The sequence below is a fragment of the Ancrocorticia populi genome (assembly GCF_003123745.1).
GTDB lineage: Bacteria > Actinomycetota > Actinomycetes > Actinomycetales > Actinomycetaceae > Ancrocorticia > Ancrocorticia populi.
The window spans coordinates 51,673-69,133 of the sequence record NZ_QETB01000005.1 but is presented as its reverse complement, the minus strand read 5'-3'; the positions used below and the strand labels follow the sequence as shown (position 1 = coordinate 69,133).

Annotated in this window: 15 protein-coding genes; 6 read left to right on the top strand and 9 right to left on the bottom strand. The window is 58.9% G+C overall.

The window, feature by feature from the left end:
* Nucleotides 1-104: 104 nt before the first annotated feature.
* The gene (locus tag DD236_RS09540; protein WP_109094170.1) at nt 105-779 is read left to right on the top strand and encodes an IMPACT family protein; all 675 of its coding nucleotides are present in this window, start codon (nt 105-107) and stop codon (nt 777-779) included.
* A gap of 63 nt (nt 780-842) precedes the next feature.
* Nucleotides 843-1,778, top strand: coding sequence for a cysteine synthase A (cysK, locus tag DD236_RS09535; RefSeq protein ID WP_109094169.1), 936 nt, complete (start codon nt 843-845; stop codon nt 1,776-1,778).
* A 16-nt stretch (nt 1,779-1,794) separates the two neighbouring features.
* Here cysK and DD236_RS09530 read toward each other — a convergent pair whose 3' ends face one another.
* Nucleotides 1,795-2,118, bottom strand: a complete 324-nt coding sequence (locus DD236_RS09530; protein ID WP_109094168.1) for a hypothetical protein — start codon at nt 2,116-2,118, stop codon at nt 1,795-1,797.
* A 936-nt stretch (nt 2,119-3,054) separates the two neighbouring features.
* Between DD236_RS09530 and epsC the strand changes: the two genes are divergently transcribed.
* On the top strand, nt 3,055-3,633 hold the full coding sequence (epsC, locus tag DD236_RS09525) for a serine O-acetyltransferase EpsC (RefSeq protein ID WP_109094167.1): 579 nt from the start codon (nt 3,055-3,057) through the stop codon (nt 3,631-3,633).
* 3 nt (nt 3,634-3,636) lie between these two features.
* Here the strand turns inward: epsC and DD236_RS09520 are convergent, their stop codons facing one another.
* A complete protein-coding gene (locus tag DD236_RS09520; protein ID WP_109094345.1) occupies nt 3,637-4,092 on the bottom strand; it encodes a ribose-5-phosphate isomerase in 456 nt (151 codons plus the stop codon).
* 80 nt (nt 4,093-4,172) lie between these two features.
* Here DD236_RS09520 and DD236_RS09515 point away from each other — a divergent pair, with 80 nt between their 5' ends.
* The gene (locus DD236_RS09515; RefSeq protein ID WP_109094344.1) at nt 4,173-6,170 is read left to right on the top strand and encodes a M13 family metallopeptidase; all 1,998 of its coding nucleotides are present in this window, start codon (nt 4,173-4,175) and stop codon (nt 6,168-6,170) included.
* Between the two features lie 3 nt (nt 6,171-6,173).
* Here the strand turns inward: DD236_RS09515 and DD236_RS09510 are convergent, their stop codons facing one another.
* Nucleotides 6,174-6,770 carry a mycothiol-dependent nitroreductase Rv2466c family protein gene (locus DD236_RS09510; protein WP_109094166.1) on the bottom strand — a complete coding sequence of 199 codons (597 nt, stop codon included), beginning with the start codon at nt 6,768-6,770 and terminating at the stop codon, nt 6,174-6,176.
* A gap of 118 nt (nt 6,771-6,888) precedes the next feature.
* Between DD236_RS09510 and pepN the strand changes: the two genes are divergently transcribed.
* Nucleotides 6,889-9,444 carry an aminopeptidase N gene (pepN, locus tag DD236_RS09505; protein ID WP_109094165.1) on the top strand — a complete coding sequence of 852 codons (2,556 nt, stop codon included), beginning with the start codon at nt 6,889-6,891 and terminating at the stop codon, nt 9,442-9,444.
* Nucleotides 9,445-9,525: 81 nt separating this feature from the next.
* Here the strand turns inward: pepN and DD236_RS09500 are convergent, their stop codons facing one another.
* From DD236_RS09500 to malQ, 3 genes are read right to left on the bottom strand one after another with little or no spacing between them, the layout of a single operon-like run.
* Nucleotides 9,526-9,981, bottom strand: coding sequence for a PTS sugar transporter subunit IIA (locus DD236_RS09500; RefSeq protein WP_109094164.1), 456 nt, complete (start codon nt 9,979-9,981; stop codon nt 9,526-9,528).
* Between the two features lie 17 nt (nt 9,982-9,998).
* On the bottom strand, nt 9,999-10,235 hold the full coding sequence (locus tag DD236_RS09495; protein WP_109094163.1) for a PTS sugar transporter subunit IIB: 237 nt from the start codon (nt 10,233-10,235) through the stop codon (nt 9,999-10,001).
* Between the two features lie 49 nt (nt 10,236-10,284).
* Nucleotides 10,285-12,432, bottom strand: coding sequence for a 4-alpha-glucanotransferase (gene malQ / locus DD236_RS09490; protein ID WP_109094162.1), 2,148 nt, complete (start codon nt 12,430-12,432; stop codon nt 10,285-10,287).
* A gap of 252 nt (nt 12,433-12,684) precedes the next feature.
* Between malQ and DD236_RS09485 the strand changes: the two genes are divergently transcribed.
* On the top strand, nt 12,685-13,593 hold the full coding sequence (locus tag DD236_RS09485; RefSeq protein ID WP_109094161.1) for an acyl-CoA thioesterase: 909 nt from the start codon (nt 12,685-12,687) through the stop codon (nt 13,591-13,593).
* A 1-nt stretch (nt 13,594) separates the two neighbouring features.
* Here DD236_RS09485 and ettA read toward each other — a convergent pair whose 3' ends face one another.
* From ettA to DD236_RS09470, 3 genes are all read right to left on the bottom strand, one after another.
* The gene (gene ettA, locus DD236_RS09480) at nt 13,595-15,277 is read right to left on the bottom strand and encodes an energy-dependent translational throttle protein EttA (RefSeq protein WP_109094160.1); all 1,683 of its coding nucleotides are present in this window, start codon (nt 15,275-15,277) and stop codon (nt 13,595-13,597) included.
* Nucleotides 15,278-15,371: 94 nt separating this feature from the next.
* The gene (locus DD236_RS09475) at nt 15,372-15,878 is read right to left on the bottom strand and encodes a single-stranded DNA-binding protein (RefSeq protein ID WP_109094159.1); all 507 of its coding nucleotides are present in this window, start codon (nt 15,876-15,878) and stop codon (nt 15,372-15,374) included.
* Nucleotides 15,879-16,008: 130 nt separating this feature from the next.
* A complete protein-coding gene (locus tag DD236_RS09470; protein WP_109094158.1) occupies nt 16,009-17,454 on the bottom strand; it encodes a GTPase in 1,446 nt (481 codons plus the stop codon).
* Between the last annotated feature and the right edge of the window lie 7 nt (nt 17,455-17,461).

Sequence of the window (17,461 nt, the reverse complement as noted above, 5' to 3'; positions counted from 1 at the left end):
AAGTGTTTACTGTACCCGAGTTGGCCCACGCCCGCTATTCCGGGGGCGGACTTTGCCCGGCCCAACCTAGAGTACTTGATCACATCGCCGCATAGAATAGGCGGGTGAGCGAACTCGTACTACCTCAGGGCGCGTGCCTGACCGGCGAATTGGAGATCAAGAGATCGCGCTTCGTTGCCGAAGTCTCCCGCATCGATTCGCCGGAGCAGGCCCGGGAGCGAATCGGTGCGCGACGTTCCCAGTTTCCCGATGCACGGCATCATTGCACGGGCTTCGTGGTATCCATCCGTGGTTCTTCCCCAGTTTTACATTCGTCCGACGACGGCGAACCCTCCGGCACGGCCGGCCGTCCCATACTCGATACGCTCGTCGGAATGGGGCTTACCGACGCGGTGGCGATTGTAAGCAGGTATTTCGGTGGAACGCTACTCGGCACCGGCGGGCTGGTGCGCGCCTACTCGGGTGCGGTCAGGCAAACGCTCGAAGGCGCGGAGCTACTTACCCGGGAGGTCGTACCTGTTTGGAGCGCCATCCTGCCCCACAAGGATGCCGGACGCTACATCTCAGAGCTGGGCAACACGGGGTTTGATGGAACGCCCGAATATCTTGCCGAGGGCGTCAGGCTGGACATTCCAACAGCCCACGGTCAGAAGCTCACCACTCTTCTCGCCCAGCTCTCCGGCGGGACCATTCGGCCAGACGCCTCCGGAGAGGCGGCTCACGAGCGTCCATGGGGCGGGATTTCTAACGGAATAGCAGTAAAAAATCTTAAACTCTAGACATAAACCCTATTTTGTGGTTGGTTAGTTCCAAGCGCAAGAAATAAATAAGGAGATCCCTCAATGGCAAAGATCTATCAGGACGCAACCGAGCTCGTGGGCGGCACGCCGCTCGTTCGCATCAATCGCCTCGCTGGCGATTCTGAGGCGACAGTTCTTGCAAAGCTCGAGTTCTACAACCCCGCTAACTCGGTTAAGGACCGCATCGGCGTAGCGATCGTGGATGCCGCCGAGAAGGCTGGCGCGCTCTCTGAAGGCGGCACGATCGTCGAGGCCACCTCTGGCAACACCGGCATCGGGTTGGCTTGGGTGGGTGCCGTACGCGGTTACCACGTGATCCTGACAATGCCCTCCTCCATGTCCAAGGAGCGCCGCGCCCTCCTGCGTGCTTTCGGTGCCGAACTAGTCCTCACCGAGCCAGCCGGCGGCATGAAGGGCGCCGTTGACAAGGCTAACGAGCTTGTAGAGAGCATCCCCGGAGCCATCCTCGCTTCCCAGTTTGCCAACGAGGCCAATCCTGCCATCCATGAGGCCACCACAGGTGAGGAGATCTGGGCCGATACCGATGGCAAGATCGATTACTTCGTCTCCGGAATCGGCACTGGCGGCACCATCACGGGCGCCGGGCGCGCACTGCGCAAGCACAACCCGGATGTCAAGATCGTGGCCGTCGAGCCTGCCGAATCTCCCCTACTCTCCGAAGGCAAGGCTGGCCCCCACAAGATTCAGGGCATCGGCGCCAACTTCGTGCCGGACGTTCTGGACACGGATCTGTATGACGAAGTAATTGCCGTATCTGGTGATGTCGCAATTGCGACCGCTCGCGACTCGGCCACTCAAGAGGGCCTGCTCGTGGGTATCTCCTCGGGTGCCGCGCTCTACGCAGCGCTCCAGATCGCGAAGCGCCCGGAGGCCGCAGGCAAGACCATCGTGGCAATTATCCCGGACTTCGGCGAGCGCTACCTCTCCACGCCTCTCTTCGAGGGCCTGCTGGACTAATAGCTGTTGGGAGTGGCTAGGTTCCCGGGCACTGTCCGGGAGTCAGCCACTCCCAGTAGTCTCCGTTAACCGCTTTGTCCACCATGTCCTCGGGCATGCCATCCTTGGCAGTCACGATGAACTCAAGCAGATCCGAGTCCTCCAAATAATCGCCTGTGCCACAGGCGGTCAGGATGACGTAGCCGGAGTCTTCCCAGTTAGTCTGAGCGTTGAAGGACTCGCTTTCATCAACTCCGCTAACTGGAACAGACAAGTCTTGAACAACCACGTTTCGATCTTCGAGGAGTTCGTCGTACGTGTAGCCTATATCGCTGGTTTCTTTTCCCCAGAACTCGTTCATCGAGGTCTGTTCATCCTCACTTGTTCCGCACCCTGACAGGGCAACAATACAAGCAGCTCCTGCGATGATCCTTTTTGCTCGTGTCATTGCGCCGCTACCCACAAGCGATATCACTTCGACATGGGTTGAAGGCGTAAAGCCAGCCCGAAGTCTGAGTATCAACGAGCTCACGCCCCTTATAGTATGTCAGTTTCTTTACCCTGTACTTGTGACGTGAACCCATCGAGTAGCCGCGCCACACCTCACCTTTCTTCATGGCGGGAGAGTTGCAAACAACCGTTGTTGTGGTCGTCTTCGCAGCTGAAATTCCGAGCTGACCCGCTGCGCAATTTCGAGTTACCCCGAGCGAGAGATTTATCGTTCTATTGAGCGTCTTACCCTTACCAATGTTGCAGGTTCCACCATTCTTCAAAATAGTGCATGAGGCGAATTGTGGGCCTTTTTGACTCTTCTTCACGCTTTTGTTCGCCATTCTGTAATGTGTTACGTAATCGCTTTGAGGTTCGACCGTCTGGCCTTCAGAACCAGCAACTGATAGTGAATCTGTTGGGTCAACAGCGAGGCTATAGTTTCGCTCCGCTTCTTCCCGTTCTTGTTGGGACGCTGGTATTTCCGTCAAACTGTAATCTACGCCCTCGCCACCCGCTGGCGAATCATCAGATTCAGACGCCACCGCTATAGGGGGGTAGTAGAAACCAACAAAGCCGCGACAAACGCGGCGATTAGACGTCGTTTCATTTCTCAATCCTCCAAAGATGAGTTTTCGAGGTTTGCAATTTCAACCTAACCATTTCCTATGAGCTAACTCATAGGCGTTCGGTCCTACTCATTAAGAGGGAAAATTGTCCAGTCTGAGGAGATCTTGGGACATTACGCGCCCAGATGGCACAATTGGCTGCACGGCTTATCGCCGGGCGTCCAATGAGAGGAACTGGGATGGGTGCACATCTCAACAAGTTTGTTCGGGTCCTGAACGATGATCTGCAGGCTGCCTGTGATCACGATCCGGCTGCCCGCAACCGGTTAGAGGTGGCACTTGCCTACCCCGGCGTCCACGCCGTGTGGGGTTATCGCCTAGCCCACGCCGTCTGGAAGCGCGGCGGCGCTTTCAAGCTTCCCGCCCGCCTATTCTCACAGCTGGTCCGCGGAATCACCGGCATTGAGATTCATCCTGGTGCCCAGATCGGGCCACGACTCTTTATCGATCACGGCATGGGCGTGGTAATCGGCGAGACTTCGCAGATTGGCCGCGATTGCATGCTTTACCATGGCGTCACGCTAGGCGGTACATCATTGACCGCCACGAAGCGCCACCCAACGCTGGGCGACGGTGTAGTGGTGGGTGCGGGAGCTAAAGTACTCGGCCCCGTAACTATCGGAGATAAGGCTCGTATCGGAGCAAACGCCGTCGTCGTTAGGGATCTACCCGCACACCACACGGCGGTGGGCGTCCCAGCAAGCTACCGGGACCACGCCGCACCCGCCTACACCATCGATCCGGCTATCTATATCTAGCCGCTACTTCTTGGTTTTGTCCTCGTATTCGGTCAGGAGATCAACGCGCGCCTGATGGCGATCCTCTTCGCTCCACGGGGTCTCGAGGAAGGTCTTGATGAGCGTCCACGCCTCTTCCGGGGCGTGCTGGCGCGCACCGATGCCAATCACGTTTGCATTGTTGTGCTCGCGGCCAAGCGCGGCTGTGTCCTGATTCCAGGCGAGGATCGCGCGTGCGCCCTTCACCTTATTAGCGGCGATTTGTTCGCCGTTGCCCGAACCGCCAATGACGATGCCGAGTGAACCCGGATCCGCCACCACTGCCTCCGCGCAAGGGATGCACATGGTGGGGTAATGGTCCAAGGAATCGTAGGTTGTGGCGCCGTGATCTACTACCTCGTAGCCGGCTTCCTTGAGCTTCGGGATAACGTACTCTCTTAGTTCGAATCCTGCATGATCCGATGCAATATGTACTCGCATGCGGCCCATTCTAATCGCATTCCTTTCGCGCAGTGGAGAAATGTGGGTGCCGATGGGCTGCGGTGCGTATGCTAATTTGCATGACCACATCGAACATTCACCTTCAGCGTGTGCTGGAGGCAGCAGATCCCAACGTGCGTATCCAAGATGACCTGTTCCGTGCAGTGAACGGAACCTGGCTGGATACCTACGAGATCCCCGCCGATCTTTCCTCGGATGGCTCCTTCACTGCCCTGCACATTCAGGCAGAGGAGCAGGTACGCGACATCATCGAGGAGATCTCCGCAAAGAACCCCACCGAGGGCGAGGCTCAAAAGGTTGCCAGCTTCTTTAACTCGTGGATGAACACCGAGTCCGCCAACGCCAAGGGAACCGAGCCTTTGGCCGGGGACATTCAGGCAATTAACCGGGCAACCTCCAAGGATGAGCTGGCGGTGGCCGTCGGTTCGCTCATGCCCACGGGGGTCGGGACATTCTTCGGCATCAATGTGGATACCGATCTGAACGATCCCGAGCGATACGTGGCGTTCCTTTTCCAAGCTGGCATCGGACTGCCGGACGAGGCCTACTATCGCGAGCCTCAGTTCGCCGAGGTGCTGGAGAAATACCGGGCATTTACCACCAGCTTCATGAAGCTGGGCTATGGACTCACCGATGCCGTGGCCGAAACCGAATCCGCGACCGTGTTCGGACTGGAAAAGGCGTTTGCCGCCACCCATATGAACGTGGTGGATTCGCGCGACACGGACAAGATCAACAACCCGATGTCTTGGAATGAATTCGTGGCATCGGCGCCGGGATTCAACTGGGCGGGCGCCATGAAGGCAGCTGGCTTCACGGAGGACAAGCTGGCCAACGTGATCGTCATGACGCCGGACGCTCTGGCTGGCAGCGCGCGGGTGTGGGCCGAGACTCCGCTCGACGATCTCAAGGAGTACAGCCGCTGGCGGGTGCTCCGCGGGCGTTCCAATGTGCTGACCGAGGAGATCGATCGCGCCAACTTCGATTTTTACGGGCGCGTTCTGTCCGGCACCACCGAACAGCGTGCGCGCTGGAAGCGTGGCGTGCAGTTAGTGAACGGGTCTCTGGGAGAGGCCGTGGGCAAGCTCTACGTTGAGCGCCACTTCCCGCCGGATCACAAGGCAGCCATGCTCCAGTTGGTTGATGATCTGCTGGAGGCCTACCGCCAGTCCATCCGCGGGCTCGACTGGATGGGTTCGGACACTAAGACCAAAGCCCTTGAGAAGGTAGATTCCTTCGTCACCAAGATCGGCTACCCGGACAAGTGGCTGGACTATTCTGCGCTGACGATCGGCGATGATCTGGTGGAGAACCTCCGTCAGATCAACCAGTTCGAATTCAACCGCGGCATCGAGAAGCTGGGCAAGCCCATGGATCGGTCCGAATGGTTCATGTCCCCGCAAACCGTCAACGCCTACTACAACCCGGTGTGGAACGAGATCGTGTTCCCCGCGGCCATCCTCCAGTTCCCGTTCTTTGATCCCGAGCGCGACGATTCGTTCAACTACGGTGGGATCGGCGCCGTGATCGGCCACGAGATCGGGCACGGCTTCGACGATCAGGGTTCCAAGTACGATGCCAGCGGGGCGCTCCACAACTGGTGGACCGAAACGGATCGCACCGAGTTTGAGAAGCGCACCAGCGCGCTTGTGAACCAATACGAGCAGTACATTCCTGAGCAGTTCGGGCCGGACAGCCCGCATCACGTTCAGGGCGCGCTCACTCTTGGTGAGAACATCGGTGACTTGGGCGGCCTGTCTATCGGACTCAAGGCTTACGCCATCGCACTTGCCCGGGCGGGCCAAACGCTAGAGGATGCGCCGGAGATCGATCGCTACACCGCCACCCAGCGCGTGCTGCTCTCCTACGCACGGATTTGGCAGGAGAAGCGCCGCAGCGAACTCTTGGAGACGCTGATCGCCACCGATCCCCACTCCCCCGCGGAATTCCGCTGCAACGGCGTAGTCAAGAACGTTGATGCCTTCGCCGAGGCGTTCGGCGTTGAGGCTGGCGATGCGCTGTATCTGGATCCCGAGGAGCGCGTGCGGATCTGGTAGGCCCTAATCGAAGATCGGCCCGACGTCCCGCGAGCGCTTCAGCTCGAAGAATCCGGGGGTGTGGGCGAGTGCTAGGCATCCGTCCCACAACCGGAGGGCGTCTTCGCCGTGCGGCGCTGGGGAGATGACGGGCCCGAAGAAGGCCACACCGTCGATCGCGATGATGGGTACGCCCACCTCATCGCCAACGAGCTCCAACCCAGCATGGGTGGATTCGGCAACGGCATCTTCGAAATCGGCGAACCGATCCATGATGTCGGCCGCGGCACCAGAAGCAGTGAGCGCCTCACTAATCGCGATCGGATCGTTCACCCGGCCTTCTGAGTGATAGAGCCTGCCTAGCGTTTCGTAGAAGCGTCCAAGGGTCTCGTTACCCTCTTCGGCGGCTACGCCGGCAGCAACCTGTGCGCCCATGCGGCCCTCCTCAACGTGCTCGCGGTAATTCTCGGGAATATCCTTGTCCTCATTTAGGACGGCTAGCGAGAACGGCTTCCACTGGATATCGAGATCCCGAGCCTCAGCCACCTCAACCAACCATCGCGACGTAATCCACGTCCAGGGGCAGGACGCATCGAACCAAAACTCAACCTGTGTACTCATATCTCCATAGAACACCGGATCAGCCTAAGTCGCAAGGATTCACTGACCTCGCGTAATCTTATCTATGGACTATTCATAGAAGGCGCCGCCCAACAGGCTAGGCGCGGTTAGGACACTCATGCCAGGCACAAACCTGCAGCGCACCGAAGCCATGGAGCGCTCAAGTATCGTCTCAACTCATCATTATCGGGTAGATCTGGATCTGACGGTTTCGGACACAACCTTCACGGCCATCACGGAGATCGATTTCTCGGCCAAGTCCGGAGCATCCACCTTCCTTGACATCATCGCCAACTCGGTTGAGGCTGTAAACCTCAACGGCACGGCGCTGGATCCGGCCGCGTTCGCCGATTCTCGCTTCCCGCTCACGGACCTCGCGGAGGAAAACACCGTGCGCGTGGAGTCCACGATGGACTACTCCCGCACGGGCGAGGGCCTGCACCGTTACGTGGATCCCGCGGACGGAGAGGCCTACCTCTACTCTCAGTTCGAGGTGGCTGATGCCCGCCGCGTGTTCGCCAACTTTGAGCAACCGGATCTCAAGGCGGACTTCACCTTCACCGTGAAGGCACCGGAAAGCTGGCGCGTGTTCTCGAACTCCCCCAGCCCCGAGCCCGTCCCGGCAGGCGACGGCACCGCGACGTGGAGCTTTACGCCCACCGAGCGCATGTCCACCTACCTAACCTCGATCATCGCGGGCCCCTACGATGGGTATAGCAATGATTCGTACCATAGCGTTGACGGCCGCGATATTCCGCTGGGCGTGTGGGCCCGCAAGTCCCTCAAGGAGTACTTGGACCCTGAGGAGCTGTTCCTCATCACGAAGCAGGGCTTCGAGTTTTATGAGGCCAACTACGGCTTCCCCTACCCGTTCCGTAAGTACGATCAGATTTTCTGCCCCGAATACAACGCGGGCGCCATGGAACATCCCGGCAACGTGACGATCGTGGAATCCTACGTATTCCGCACCAAGCCCACGGGTGCGATGATCGATCGCCGCCTTATCACCATTCTGCACGAGCAGGCCCACATGTGGTTCGGCGATCTGGTCACCATGAAGTGGTGGGACGATCTCTGGCTGAACGAATCGTTCGCCGAGTACATGAGCCACCTCGCCGCCGTCAACAACACGGCGCTCACGGACGCGTGGGTCACCTTCCTCGCTTCCGAGAAGTCATGGGCCACGCAGGAGGACCAGCTACCCTCTACTCACCCGATCGCGGCCGACGCCGTAGATATCGAGACCGTACTCATCAACTTCGACGGCATCACGTACGGCAAGGGCGCGTCCGTGCTCAAGCAACTCGTGGCGTGGGTGGGCCAAGAGGAGTTCCTTGCCGGCGTGCGCGCGTACATCCAGCAGAATGCTTGGGGCAACGCCACACTCAAGGATCTGTTGGTTGAGTTGGAGAAGTCCTCCGGACGCGATCTGTCCGAATGGACGAAGTTGTGGCTTGAAGAGTCCGGCGTGAACGTACTTTCCCCAGTTATTTCTACCGACGACGACGGAGTGGTCCAGTCCCTTTCCATCCTCCAAGAGTCCGATGGCCGTTCCTCGCTTCGCCCGCACCGCATCGGTGTTGGCGGCTACGATCTGGTTGGCGGACGCCTTGTGCGCACTATCAGCACGGAGCTGGATATCGCTGGCGAAACCACCGAGGTCCCAGAATTCGCTGGCAAGAAGCGCGCCGCACTCATCTTGGTGAATGACGGTGACTACGCCTACGGCAAGATTCGGATGGACGAAGATTCGCTAGACACTGCGATCGAGCATCTGGACGCGTTCGACGATCATCTGGCCCGTACTCAGGTGCTGCTCTCGGCTTGGAACATGTGCCGCGACGGCCTGCTTTCGGCCACCGCTTTCACTGCCATTGTGCTCAAGGCACTGCCGGATGAAACCGACGGCACTGTGTTGCGTCAGGTTATCGCCCAGTTGGGCACCGCCACGAACCTCTACTCAGCACCCGCGGGCCGCGAGAATCTCAAGCTTCAGGTTGCGAACCAGATCTTCCAGATCCTCGATTCGGCCGAACCCGGCTCGGACAATCAGCTACAGATCGCTAGTGCTGCCATGCGGTTTGCCGTGACCGATGAACAGTTTGGCCGCGTCCGCGGCTGGCTGGACGGTGTAGGCGTTCCCGAGGGTTATGAAGTTGACGCGGAGGTTCGTTGGCTCATCCATGTGGCACTGGCCGCCGCCGGTTACATCGGTGAGGACGAGATTGCCGCCGAATACGAGCGCGATAACACCTCATACGGCCAGATCTACTCCGCGCAGGCTCGTGGCGCCCTCCCCAACCCTGAGGTGCGCGAGCAGGTATGGGCGGACATCACCGGCGATACGGTATCCAACACAGTTCAGCGCAACCTCTGCTTGGGTATCTCGCGCTCCTCGGCCGAATCCCTCGTCCCGTATGCCGAACGCTACTTCGCCGATGCCGAAGCCCAGTGGGATAACCACACCGTAGAAATCGCGAAGAACATGTTGGAGTACGCGTTCCCGATCCAGCTCACCGGCCGCACTGATCTTGGTGTTGACCTCGTGGGGCTAGGAGAGGAATGGTTGGCCGAGCATGCGGGCGCCGCACCGGCGTGCGTGCGCCTAGTCTCTGAATCGGTTGATCTGGCAGCGCGCGCCCTCAAGGCGCAGGAAGTGGACGCCACCGTCTAATCCGGGATTGCGTCAGATCTCTGAGTGGCCAAGCGGGCAGCCATTTGGCTGCCCGCTTCGTCATCGTTATTAATCTAAGCGCTACTGCTCTACGTGGAGGAAGGGCTTACCGGCCTCCACCTTCGGACCCTCCGCCACGATGGAGACTGCGTTCTTGTCCGCCCCAACCACAACGATGGGCGAGCACAGCGAGTAGCCCTCTTCGGTCGCGACGCTCGTATTCCACAACACCAGCGGCTGGCCTTGCGTTACCTCTTGCCCGTCCTTGACCAGAACGTCGAAGCCCTCGCCATCGAGTTCGCACGTATCCAACCCAAGGTGAACCAGCACGCCCATGCCATCACCCGAATCGATGAGGACTCCGTGGGCCTGAACCTTGCGGACGGTGCCCGCGCAAGGAGCCACAACCGTGAGCCCACCGGGGAACGGAGCAATGGCGGCGCCCGGGCCAACCATCATGGCAGAAAACACGGGATCGGGAACGTCCCGCATGGGAATGATCTCCCCTGAAACTGGCGCGGCAATTACCAGCGTCATTGGCTTACCTTTCGATGCTACTCGTTAGTGAGTTCGCTGATGGCCTCACCAAGATCATCTGCCTCCGGGCCAACAACAACCTGGACTACCTGACCCTGCAGCACCACGCCGAATGCGCCAGACTCACGAAGCCCTGATTCGTTGACCTTCTCAGGATCGTTGACAACAACGCGTAAACGGGTGATACACGGTTCGAGGCTCTTCAGATTGTCTGAGCCACCAAGCGCGTGAAGTATACCTTCAGCCTTCGTCATCTCTCTACTCCAGTTCGGTTAGTGCTTCTCTGGCACCAGACTACCCCGGTTATGAGCGACTTGCGGAGAGTTCCTTCTTGAAACGTTGCAGGAGGGAGTTGAGACGTGGATTCTTAGCCAGATCCTCCACCAGAACGAGGTTTTCTGAGCTATCCGTGAGCGGCACGCGCCAGTTCTCATACTCCTGATCTGTTCCCGGAACGTTCTGCGCCTTCCGTTCACCCACCGCGTCCGTGAGCGAGATCGCCAACAGTTGAGCGGGAGTGCGGGCGATATAGCAGTGCATCGCCTCGATGATCTCACGTTCGGTCGGGATATCGGACAGCAGGCCGAATTCCCTCAGGCGATCCACCATGCGGCCGCGCTCCGCTAGCGCGTCTGTGCGCACCTCCTCCACCGGCTCCGTAAGCAGGTGGAGCCGATCACGCAGATCCACGTGCTCGCCCGCCAAATAACCTGCCAGAGGGGGCAGATCGTGGGTGTCTACCGTGACGAGGGACTGGGCGCGGAACTCCTCCGGGCGCTTGAACTGGCCATCCTGATTCTGTTCGAACCACAGGACAGACGTGCCCAGAATGCCGCGCGCATTAAGATAATCGCGAACCCAAGGCTCTACGTTGCCTAGATCCTCGCCTACTACCACAGCATCGGCACGTTGGGCCTCAAGCATGAGCACACCCAGCATCGCGTCGTGATCAAAGCGCACGTAAGCTCCATCCGAGGCACCGTTACCCTCGGGGATCCACCACAGGCGGAAGAGTCCCATCACGTGATCCACTCTCACGGCTCCAGCATGGCGTAGAACCGTTCGGGCCATATCGCGCAGAGGAGCGTAGGCCAAGCGTCGCAGCGAATCCGGACGCCATGGCGGCTGGGACCAGTTCTGACCCAATTGATTGTACATATCCGGCGGTGCACCAACGGTTACACCATCAGCGAATGCTTCCGGCAGCGACCACGTATCCGAGCCGCAGGCATGCACGCCCACCGCGAGATCGTGAAAGATACCAATGTGCATGCCCGAAGAGAGCGCAGAGCGCTGAGCCTCAGCGAGCTGATCATCAATCACCCACTGCATCCAAGCGTAAAAATCGATCCGCTCTGACAGGGCTGCGCGTTCGGCCGAGGCCTGCGGGGTTGCCGGGCTCCGGAGCGCTTCCGGGAAATCCTCACCGTACTTCTCGCGCAGCGCACACCAGAAGGCAAAGTTCTCGAGGCCGCTTCCCTCGGCGACACGGAATCTCTCAAAATCACGCTGGCGGGCGGCCGAACGGGGCTCGTTGAAGATCAGTTCGAGCGCCTGACGCTTCGCCTCCCACGCAGAATCGCGCTCAATCGTTCCTGGGGTTACCGCGGCCTTCTTTGGTTCCTCCCCTGCCCACTCCACTAGGGCTCGCTGGGAGCTGGGCATGTATGCCACCTCGCGGATATCCTCGGGGCGGATATAGATCGGATTGAAGAAGCGGCGAGTTACTGGCAGGTAGGGCGAGGGCGTCATATGGCCGACGGGCTCGGCGGCATGGAGCGGATTGATGAGGAGGAAATCTCCGCCTTCCGCGCCCACTAGGGAGCACAGTTCCTTGAGGTCCGACGTATCGCCAATGCCCCATGAGTTCTTCGAACAAACTGAGTAGAGCTGCGCCATGACGCCCCAACCGTCTCCACCTTTTTCACCCGGAGACGGCAGGCGATTCGGCACCACGATCAGCGGCGCATCCGTGACCTCAGGAGCAAGATCGATCGGGAGTTCAACACTGCAGGTGAGTCTGTGGTAGCCCAGTGGCAGATCGTTCGGAATTTTGAAAGAGGCTTGACCCGTGAGCTGGCCGTCCACATCCCGCGGAGGCGTGAAGTCCTCCACCTGCGAGAGAGTGGTGGTTCTGCCATCTTCATAAGTCAGTTCAACCCTCACCTTCGCGCCATGCGAAAGATGAACGGGAATGGCTACTTCGCTCCCCTGTGGTACTACGGTGCATTCGGGCAGCACCTCGCGCCACGGCCTCAGTTCGGCATCGCGCAGTGCCTCGCGGGCAGAAAGCTCCGTCTTGGCATCCACCCCCATCCCGCCCAATACCTTGATAATGGTCGAGTCCGCGACCTGAGTAAGATCCCCGTTGAACGCCCAATAGTCAGTAGCTATGCCATAGGATTCGGCAAGTTGCGTTAGAAGGTCTCTGCCTGGCGCCAGCTCTGTCATCACCACTCCTTTAGGGGACGGGAAGTAATCGCCCTCGATCATCACCATTTTGCCAGATCATGCAACAGTTTGCAGAACTGGCACGAAGTGTGACATGAACACCGTTACTGAAGTTCCGTAATAGTTGGTTTCGCGTGTGATGTAGTGGGCAAGGTGACCTGAAACGCCGTTACATCGAACGAGTGAGCGCTTATCACGCATTCAGGATTGATAGCATGATGTGGTCTGATTCGAGTGCAGAAGGACAATTACATGACGGAATATATCGGGCTTCCCGAGTGCACAAACGAGCCTCTGGCGAGCATCCTCAACACTCTGAGGCTGGAGCGGCTAGGAGACAACGCATATCGGGGCTCAAATATGCGCCAATTGGGCGGGCGCGTGTACGGTGGCCAGATCCTCGCTCAGGCCACCGTGGCCGCAGCCGATACCGTGAACCTCGGGACGGATCCAGATGAGCGGCTTGCTCACTCCATCACCGCGGCTTTCTTGCGGCCCGGGGGTACCGATACCCCCACTGAGTTTGAGGTGTTTGAACTCAACGACGCCCGGTCATTTTCTACCCGTAGCGTGCGCGCTCGCCAAAACGGGACGATCATCTTTACTGCCCGGATCTCTTTCCAGCTGCTCCAGCCGGGGCCGTCTTTCGGTACCCCAATGCCCGAGGCTCCGGATCCAGAATCAGTGCCCTCCTCCGTGGACTTCTTTGCTCAGGTGGATAACCACTGGGGCCACCTCATGTCTACAACTAATGCGATCGACATGCGACACGTTGATGGGAACATCTTCGTCCGCCCTGCTGATCCGCCAACAAACCACACGCAGATCTGGTTTCGTACACGCAGCAAGATGCCCGAGGGGTCCTCAAAGCTCCTTCAACGGGCGATGCTGGGCTATTCGTGCGATCAGCTCATGCTAGAGCCAGTGATGCGAAACACCGGCATATTCTGGGGGCATCCGGCGGCGTCAGTGGCTACTCTGGACCACTCGATCTGGTGGCATCGAAACTTCGACGTCTCCGATTGGATCCTCGCGGATCTGGAGAGCCCGTCCGCCCAGAACGGGCGCGGGCTCTCCATCGCGAAGTTCTTCCAAGATGGCAAGCACATCGCCACCATGTCTCAAGAGGGCATGGTGCGATTGCGCTCCATCAAGGAGTAGCTCAGCCTCGAGTGAGCTTCCGGTAGGTGACCGACTTCGGCCGGGCCGCCTCCGGTCCGAGCCGCTCGACCTTGTTCTTCTCGTAGGATTCGAAGTTGCCCTCGAACCAGTACCAGTTCGCAGGGTTCTCTTCAGTTCCTTCATAGGCCAAGATATGCGTGGCCACCCGATCTAGGAACCAGCGATCGTGGGTAATCACCACGGCGCAGCCCGGGAACTGAAGGAGCGCATTCTCTAGCGAGCCGAGTGTCTCCACGTCCAAATCGTTGGTCGGCTCGTCCAGCAGGAGCAGGTTGCCACCCTGTTTGAGAGTGAGCGCCAGATTGAGACGATTACGCTCTCCGCCAGAGAGTACGCCAGCCTTCTTCTGCTGATCTGGGCCCTTGAAGCCAAAGGCAGAGACATAGGCGCGGGACGGCATTTCAACGTTCCCTACCTGAATGTAATCGAGGCCGTCCGAAACCACTTCCCATAGGCTCTGGTTCGGATCAATGCCTGCACGATTCTGATCCACATAGGAGATCTTGACGGTATCACCAATCTTCAAGTCACCGGAGTCTAGGGGTTCGAGGCCCACGATCGTCTTAAACAGGGTTGTTTTTCCAACGCCGTTTGGCCCGATGATTCCCACGATGCCGTTACGCGGAAGCGTGAAGGATAGATCATCGATCAACACGCGATCTCCGAAGCCCTTCGTCAGATCAGATGCTTCAAGCACGATGTTGCCCAGCCTTGGCCCGGGCGGAATCTGAATCTCATCGAAATCAAGCTTGCGTGTGCGCTCGGCTTCGGCCGCCATTTCCTCATAGCGTTCCAAACGGGCCTTGGACTTGGCCTGACGCCCCTTGGCGGAGGACCTCACCCATTCGAGCTCATCCTTCAAACGCTTGGCAAGCTTGGCATCCTTCTTGCCCTGAACCGCCATACGGGTTTCCTTGGTCTCCAGGTATGCGGAGTAGTTGCCTTCGTATGCGTAGAGCCGGCCACGGTCAACCTCTGCGATCCACTGAGCCACATGATCAAGGAAGTAACGATCGTGGGTCACAGCGATAACGGCGCCGGGGTAGTTCTGAAGATGCTGCTCTAGCCACAGGACTGATTCTGCGTCCAAATGGTTGGTGGGCTCGTCGAGGAGCAGGAGGTCCGGAGCCTCCAGAAGCAGGCGGCACAGCGCCACGCGGCGGCGTTCGCCGCCCGACAGTACGGTCACGGGCACATCGCCCGGAGGGCAGCGAAGGGCATCCATCGCCTGCTGGAGCTGGGCGTCCAAATCCCACGCATCAGCGGCGTCAATCTCTCCCTGAAGCTTGCCCATCTCTTCCATCAGTGCGTCAAAATCCGCATCGGGATCGGCCATTTCTTCGCCGATCTCGTTGAAGCGGCGGAGCTTGCCGATAATCTCTGCGCGGCCCTGCTCCACGTTTTCTAGAACTGTCTTGTCCTCATCGAGCGGCGGCTCCTGCATGAGGATGCCGACGCTATAACCCGGGGTAAGCCGAGCCTCCCCGTTGGACGCCTCATCCAAACCGGCCATGATCTTGAGGATCGTGGACTTACCCGCACCATTCGGACCCACCATGCCGATCTTGGCACCCGGGTAGAAGGCCATTGTCACGTTATCAAGAATTGTCTTGTCACCCACGCGCTTATCCGCGCGAATCATCTGGTAGATGTACTCTGCCACGAGGCTCCATCCCAATTGTTGCTTGCTATCGGCCGCAGGAAAACGGCCCCGTACAAGGATACAGGGCCGATTCCATAAAGTCGCCTGAGCCCTCCTAGCTCACACCCGCAAGATTCCCGGCAGGATCGGTGCTGTATTCCAGCGGATCATCGGCCGAATATGGCGGCTCCTCGTCTGCCACAGGCACCTCACTTGCCGAGCCCGCGGGCTCACCGTGAACGGCGTCTAGACGCTGGTTCTTCACAGATGTGAACCGAGCTTGACCCGTGTTCAAATCAATACCCACCGAGTCCGCGACAACGGTGATCTCGTACCTGTTCACACCTTCCTTATCAACCGATTCGCGATGGCTAAGCTTCCCGCGCACGACCACAGGTGTTCCGCGGAAAACTGAATTGATTACATTATCCGCGAGCGGCCCATAGCACCGGATCGAATACCATGTGGTCGCGCCATCCTCGAATTTCTCCGACTTGCGGTTGAAGGACCGAGGAGTCACCCCAACTCGAAAGAGGACGGTTGTACCACCATCCTCATTGCGAAAAAGACGAGGATCCGCTCCAGTGAAACCCCTGACGGTCACATACGTTTCGTTTGCCATAAGAACTCCTTCTGCTAATCAGCCAGTCTGATTAGTTTCCAGAGTGTCTCAACCTCACGTCAGGTACGACGTGAGGCCTCGGGTCTGTGGAGAAAAACCCCACGAACCGTTGTTGTGGGAACCACGAGACTCAGGCTTGCAGGGCCTGCCGTGCAGTCCTGTGACGGTCAAGGACTGTTCGGGAGGGGCTGACAAGCTGCTCCGTCGTCGCCGAAAAAACTGCCGAACGGGCAGCCTTCCCAAACTCTTGGGCACAACGCTCTCCCGATTTGCGCTGGCTATGGCGCCCACCGATGAAGCAAGTAAAACCCACAATCAAGCCAGCACCCGCAACCGCGAGCCGCACGGACGTGGTATCGGAGGGTATGCCGAGCACGGCCAAAGCAACGCACGCCGCAAACACAACCAAGCCGGCGAGAAGTCCCCACATCTTGGCGCGTGAAACCTTGGGGATCGCGACGCCGCGTATCTTGCTGCCAAGGTTGCGCCGAATCACCTCGGATTCGGGCACAGCGGAGTCCAACGCGTTCTTCCATGGCGTGGGAAGGCCTGATTTGACGTGGGCAAGCCACGCGTCGCGAGCCGCAACGATCGTGGCTGCGGAAGGCTGTTCGGGCTTGGTAATCACCGTACTGGAGGTGTTAGTGCCTGCCTGGCGCAGTGATGCCTCGACGGCGGGGATACCACTAGCCACGACAAGCTGATCGTTGAGATCGTTGAAGAACTCTCCCTGAACGTCCGCTTCTTCGCTACCGACGCCGGCGGCCACGCGTTCGCGGATGCTCTCGAGCTCGGCCGAGGCCGTGTATAGGGCAGCCTCCGTATGTTGAACAGCGTGATGGAGGTGATCCTTGAGCGGGGCCAACCCCTCATTGGTTTTCGCGGAAGTTGCGAACACCGGCACGCCCGCCAAGCCATCGCGTTCTAACAGAAGCTCAACATCATTGACGAGATCATCAACCGAATGGGATGGAACAGCGTCTGTTTGGTTCAGCACCACAATCATCTGTTCCTTACGCTGGCGCATTGCCGCGAGGTAACTCTCGTGGATGAGGTGGTCAGCGTACTTTTGCGGGTCCAACACCCAGATGAGGACGTCCACCTTAGGAAGAATGCGGCCAACAGCGGCGGAATGAGCCATATCCACCGAATCATGATCGGGTAGATCAACAAGAACCAAAGAATCCAGATCGTGATCGCCGGCAGTCAAGATCGATTCGTAAGCGATCCGACGGTCGCGGGGAACGCCGATCATATCGAGCAGACTGCCTGCATCGGCATTCCACACACAGGCGCTTGGATCGTGGGTAGTTGGGCGGATATCGCCTGTCTGGGCAAAGTCTAGGCCCGTGAGAGCGTTGAACAGTGTGGACTTTCCCGAACCAGTTCCGCCAGCCAGCGCAGCAACTGTCAGCCCCATTCCAGCATTAAGACGTTCCCGAGCCACATGGAGTTCCTTCTGTGCGCGGGCGGCGACATAAGGATCAAGGTAATCGCCACCAACGCTGATGGCCTCGTCAAGCTCCGAAATTCGCTCAAGGATGCTCGAAACATTGACGTCTTGGTTGTCCGGCACGCCTACC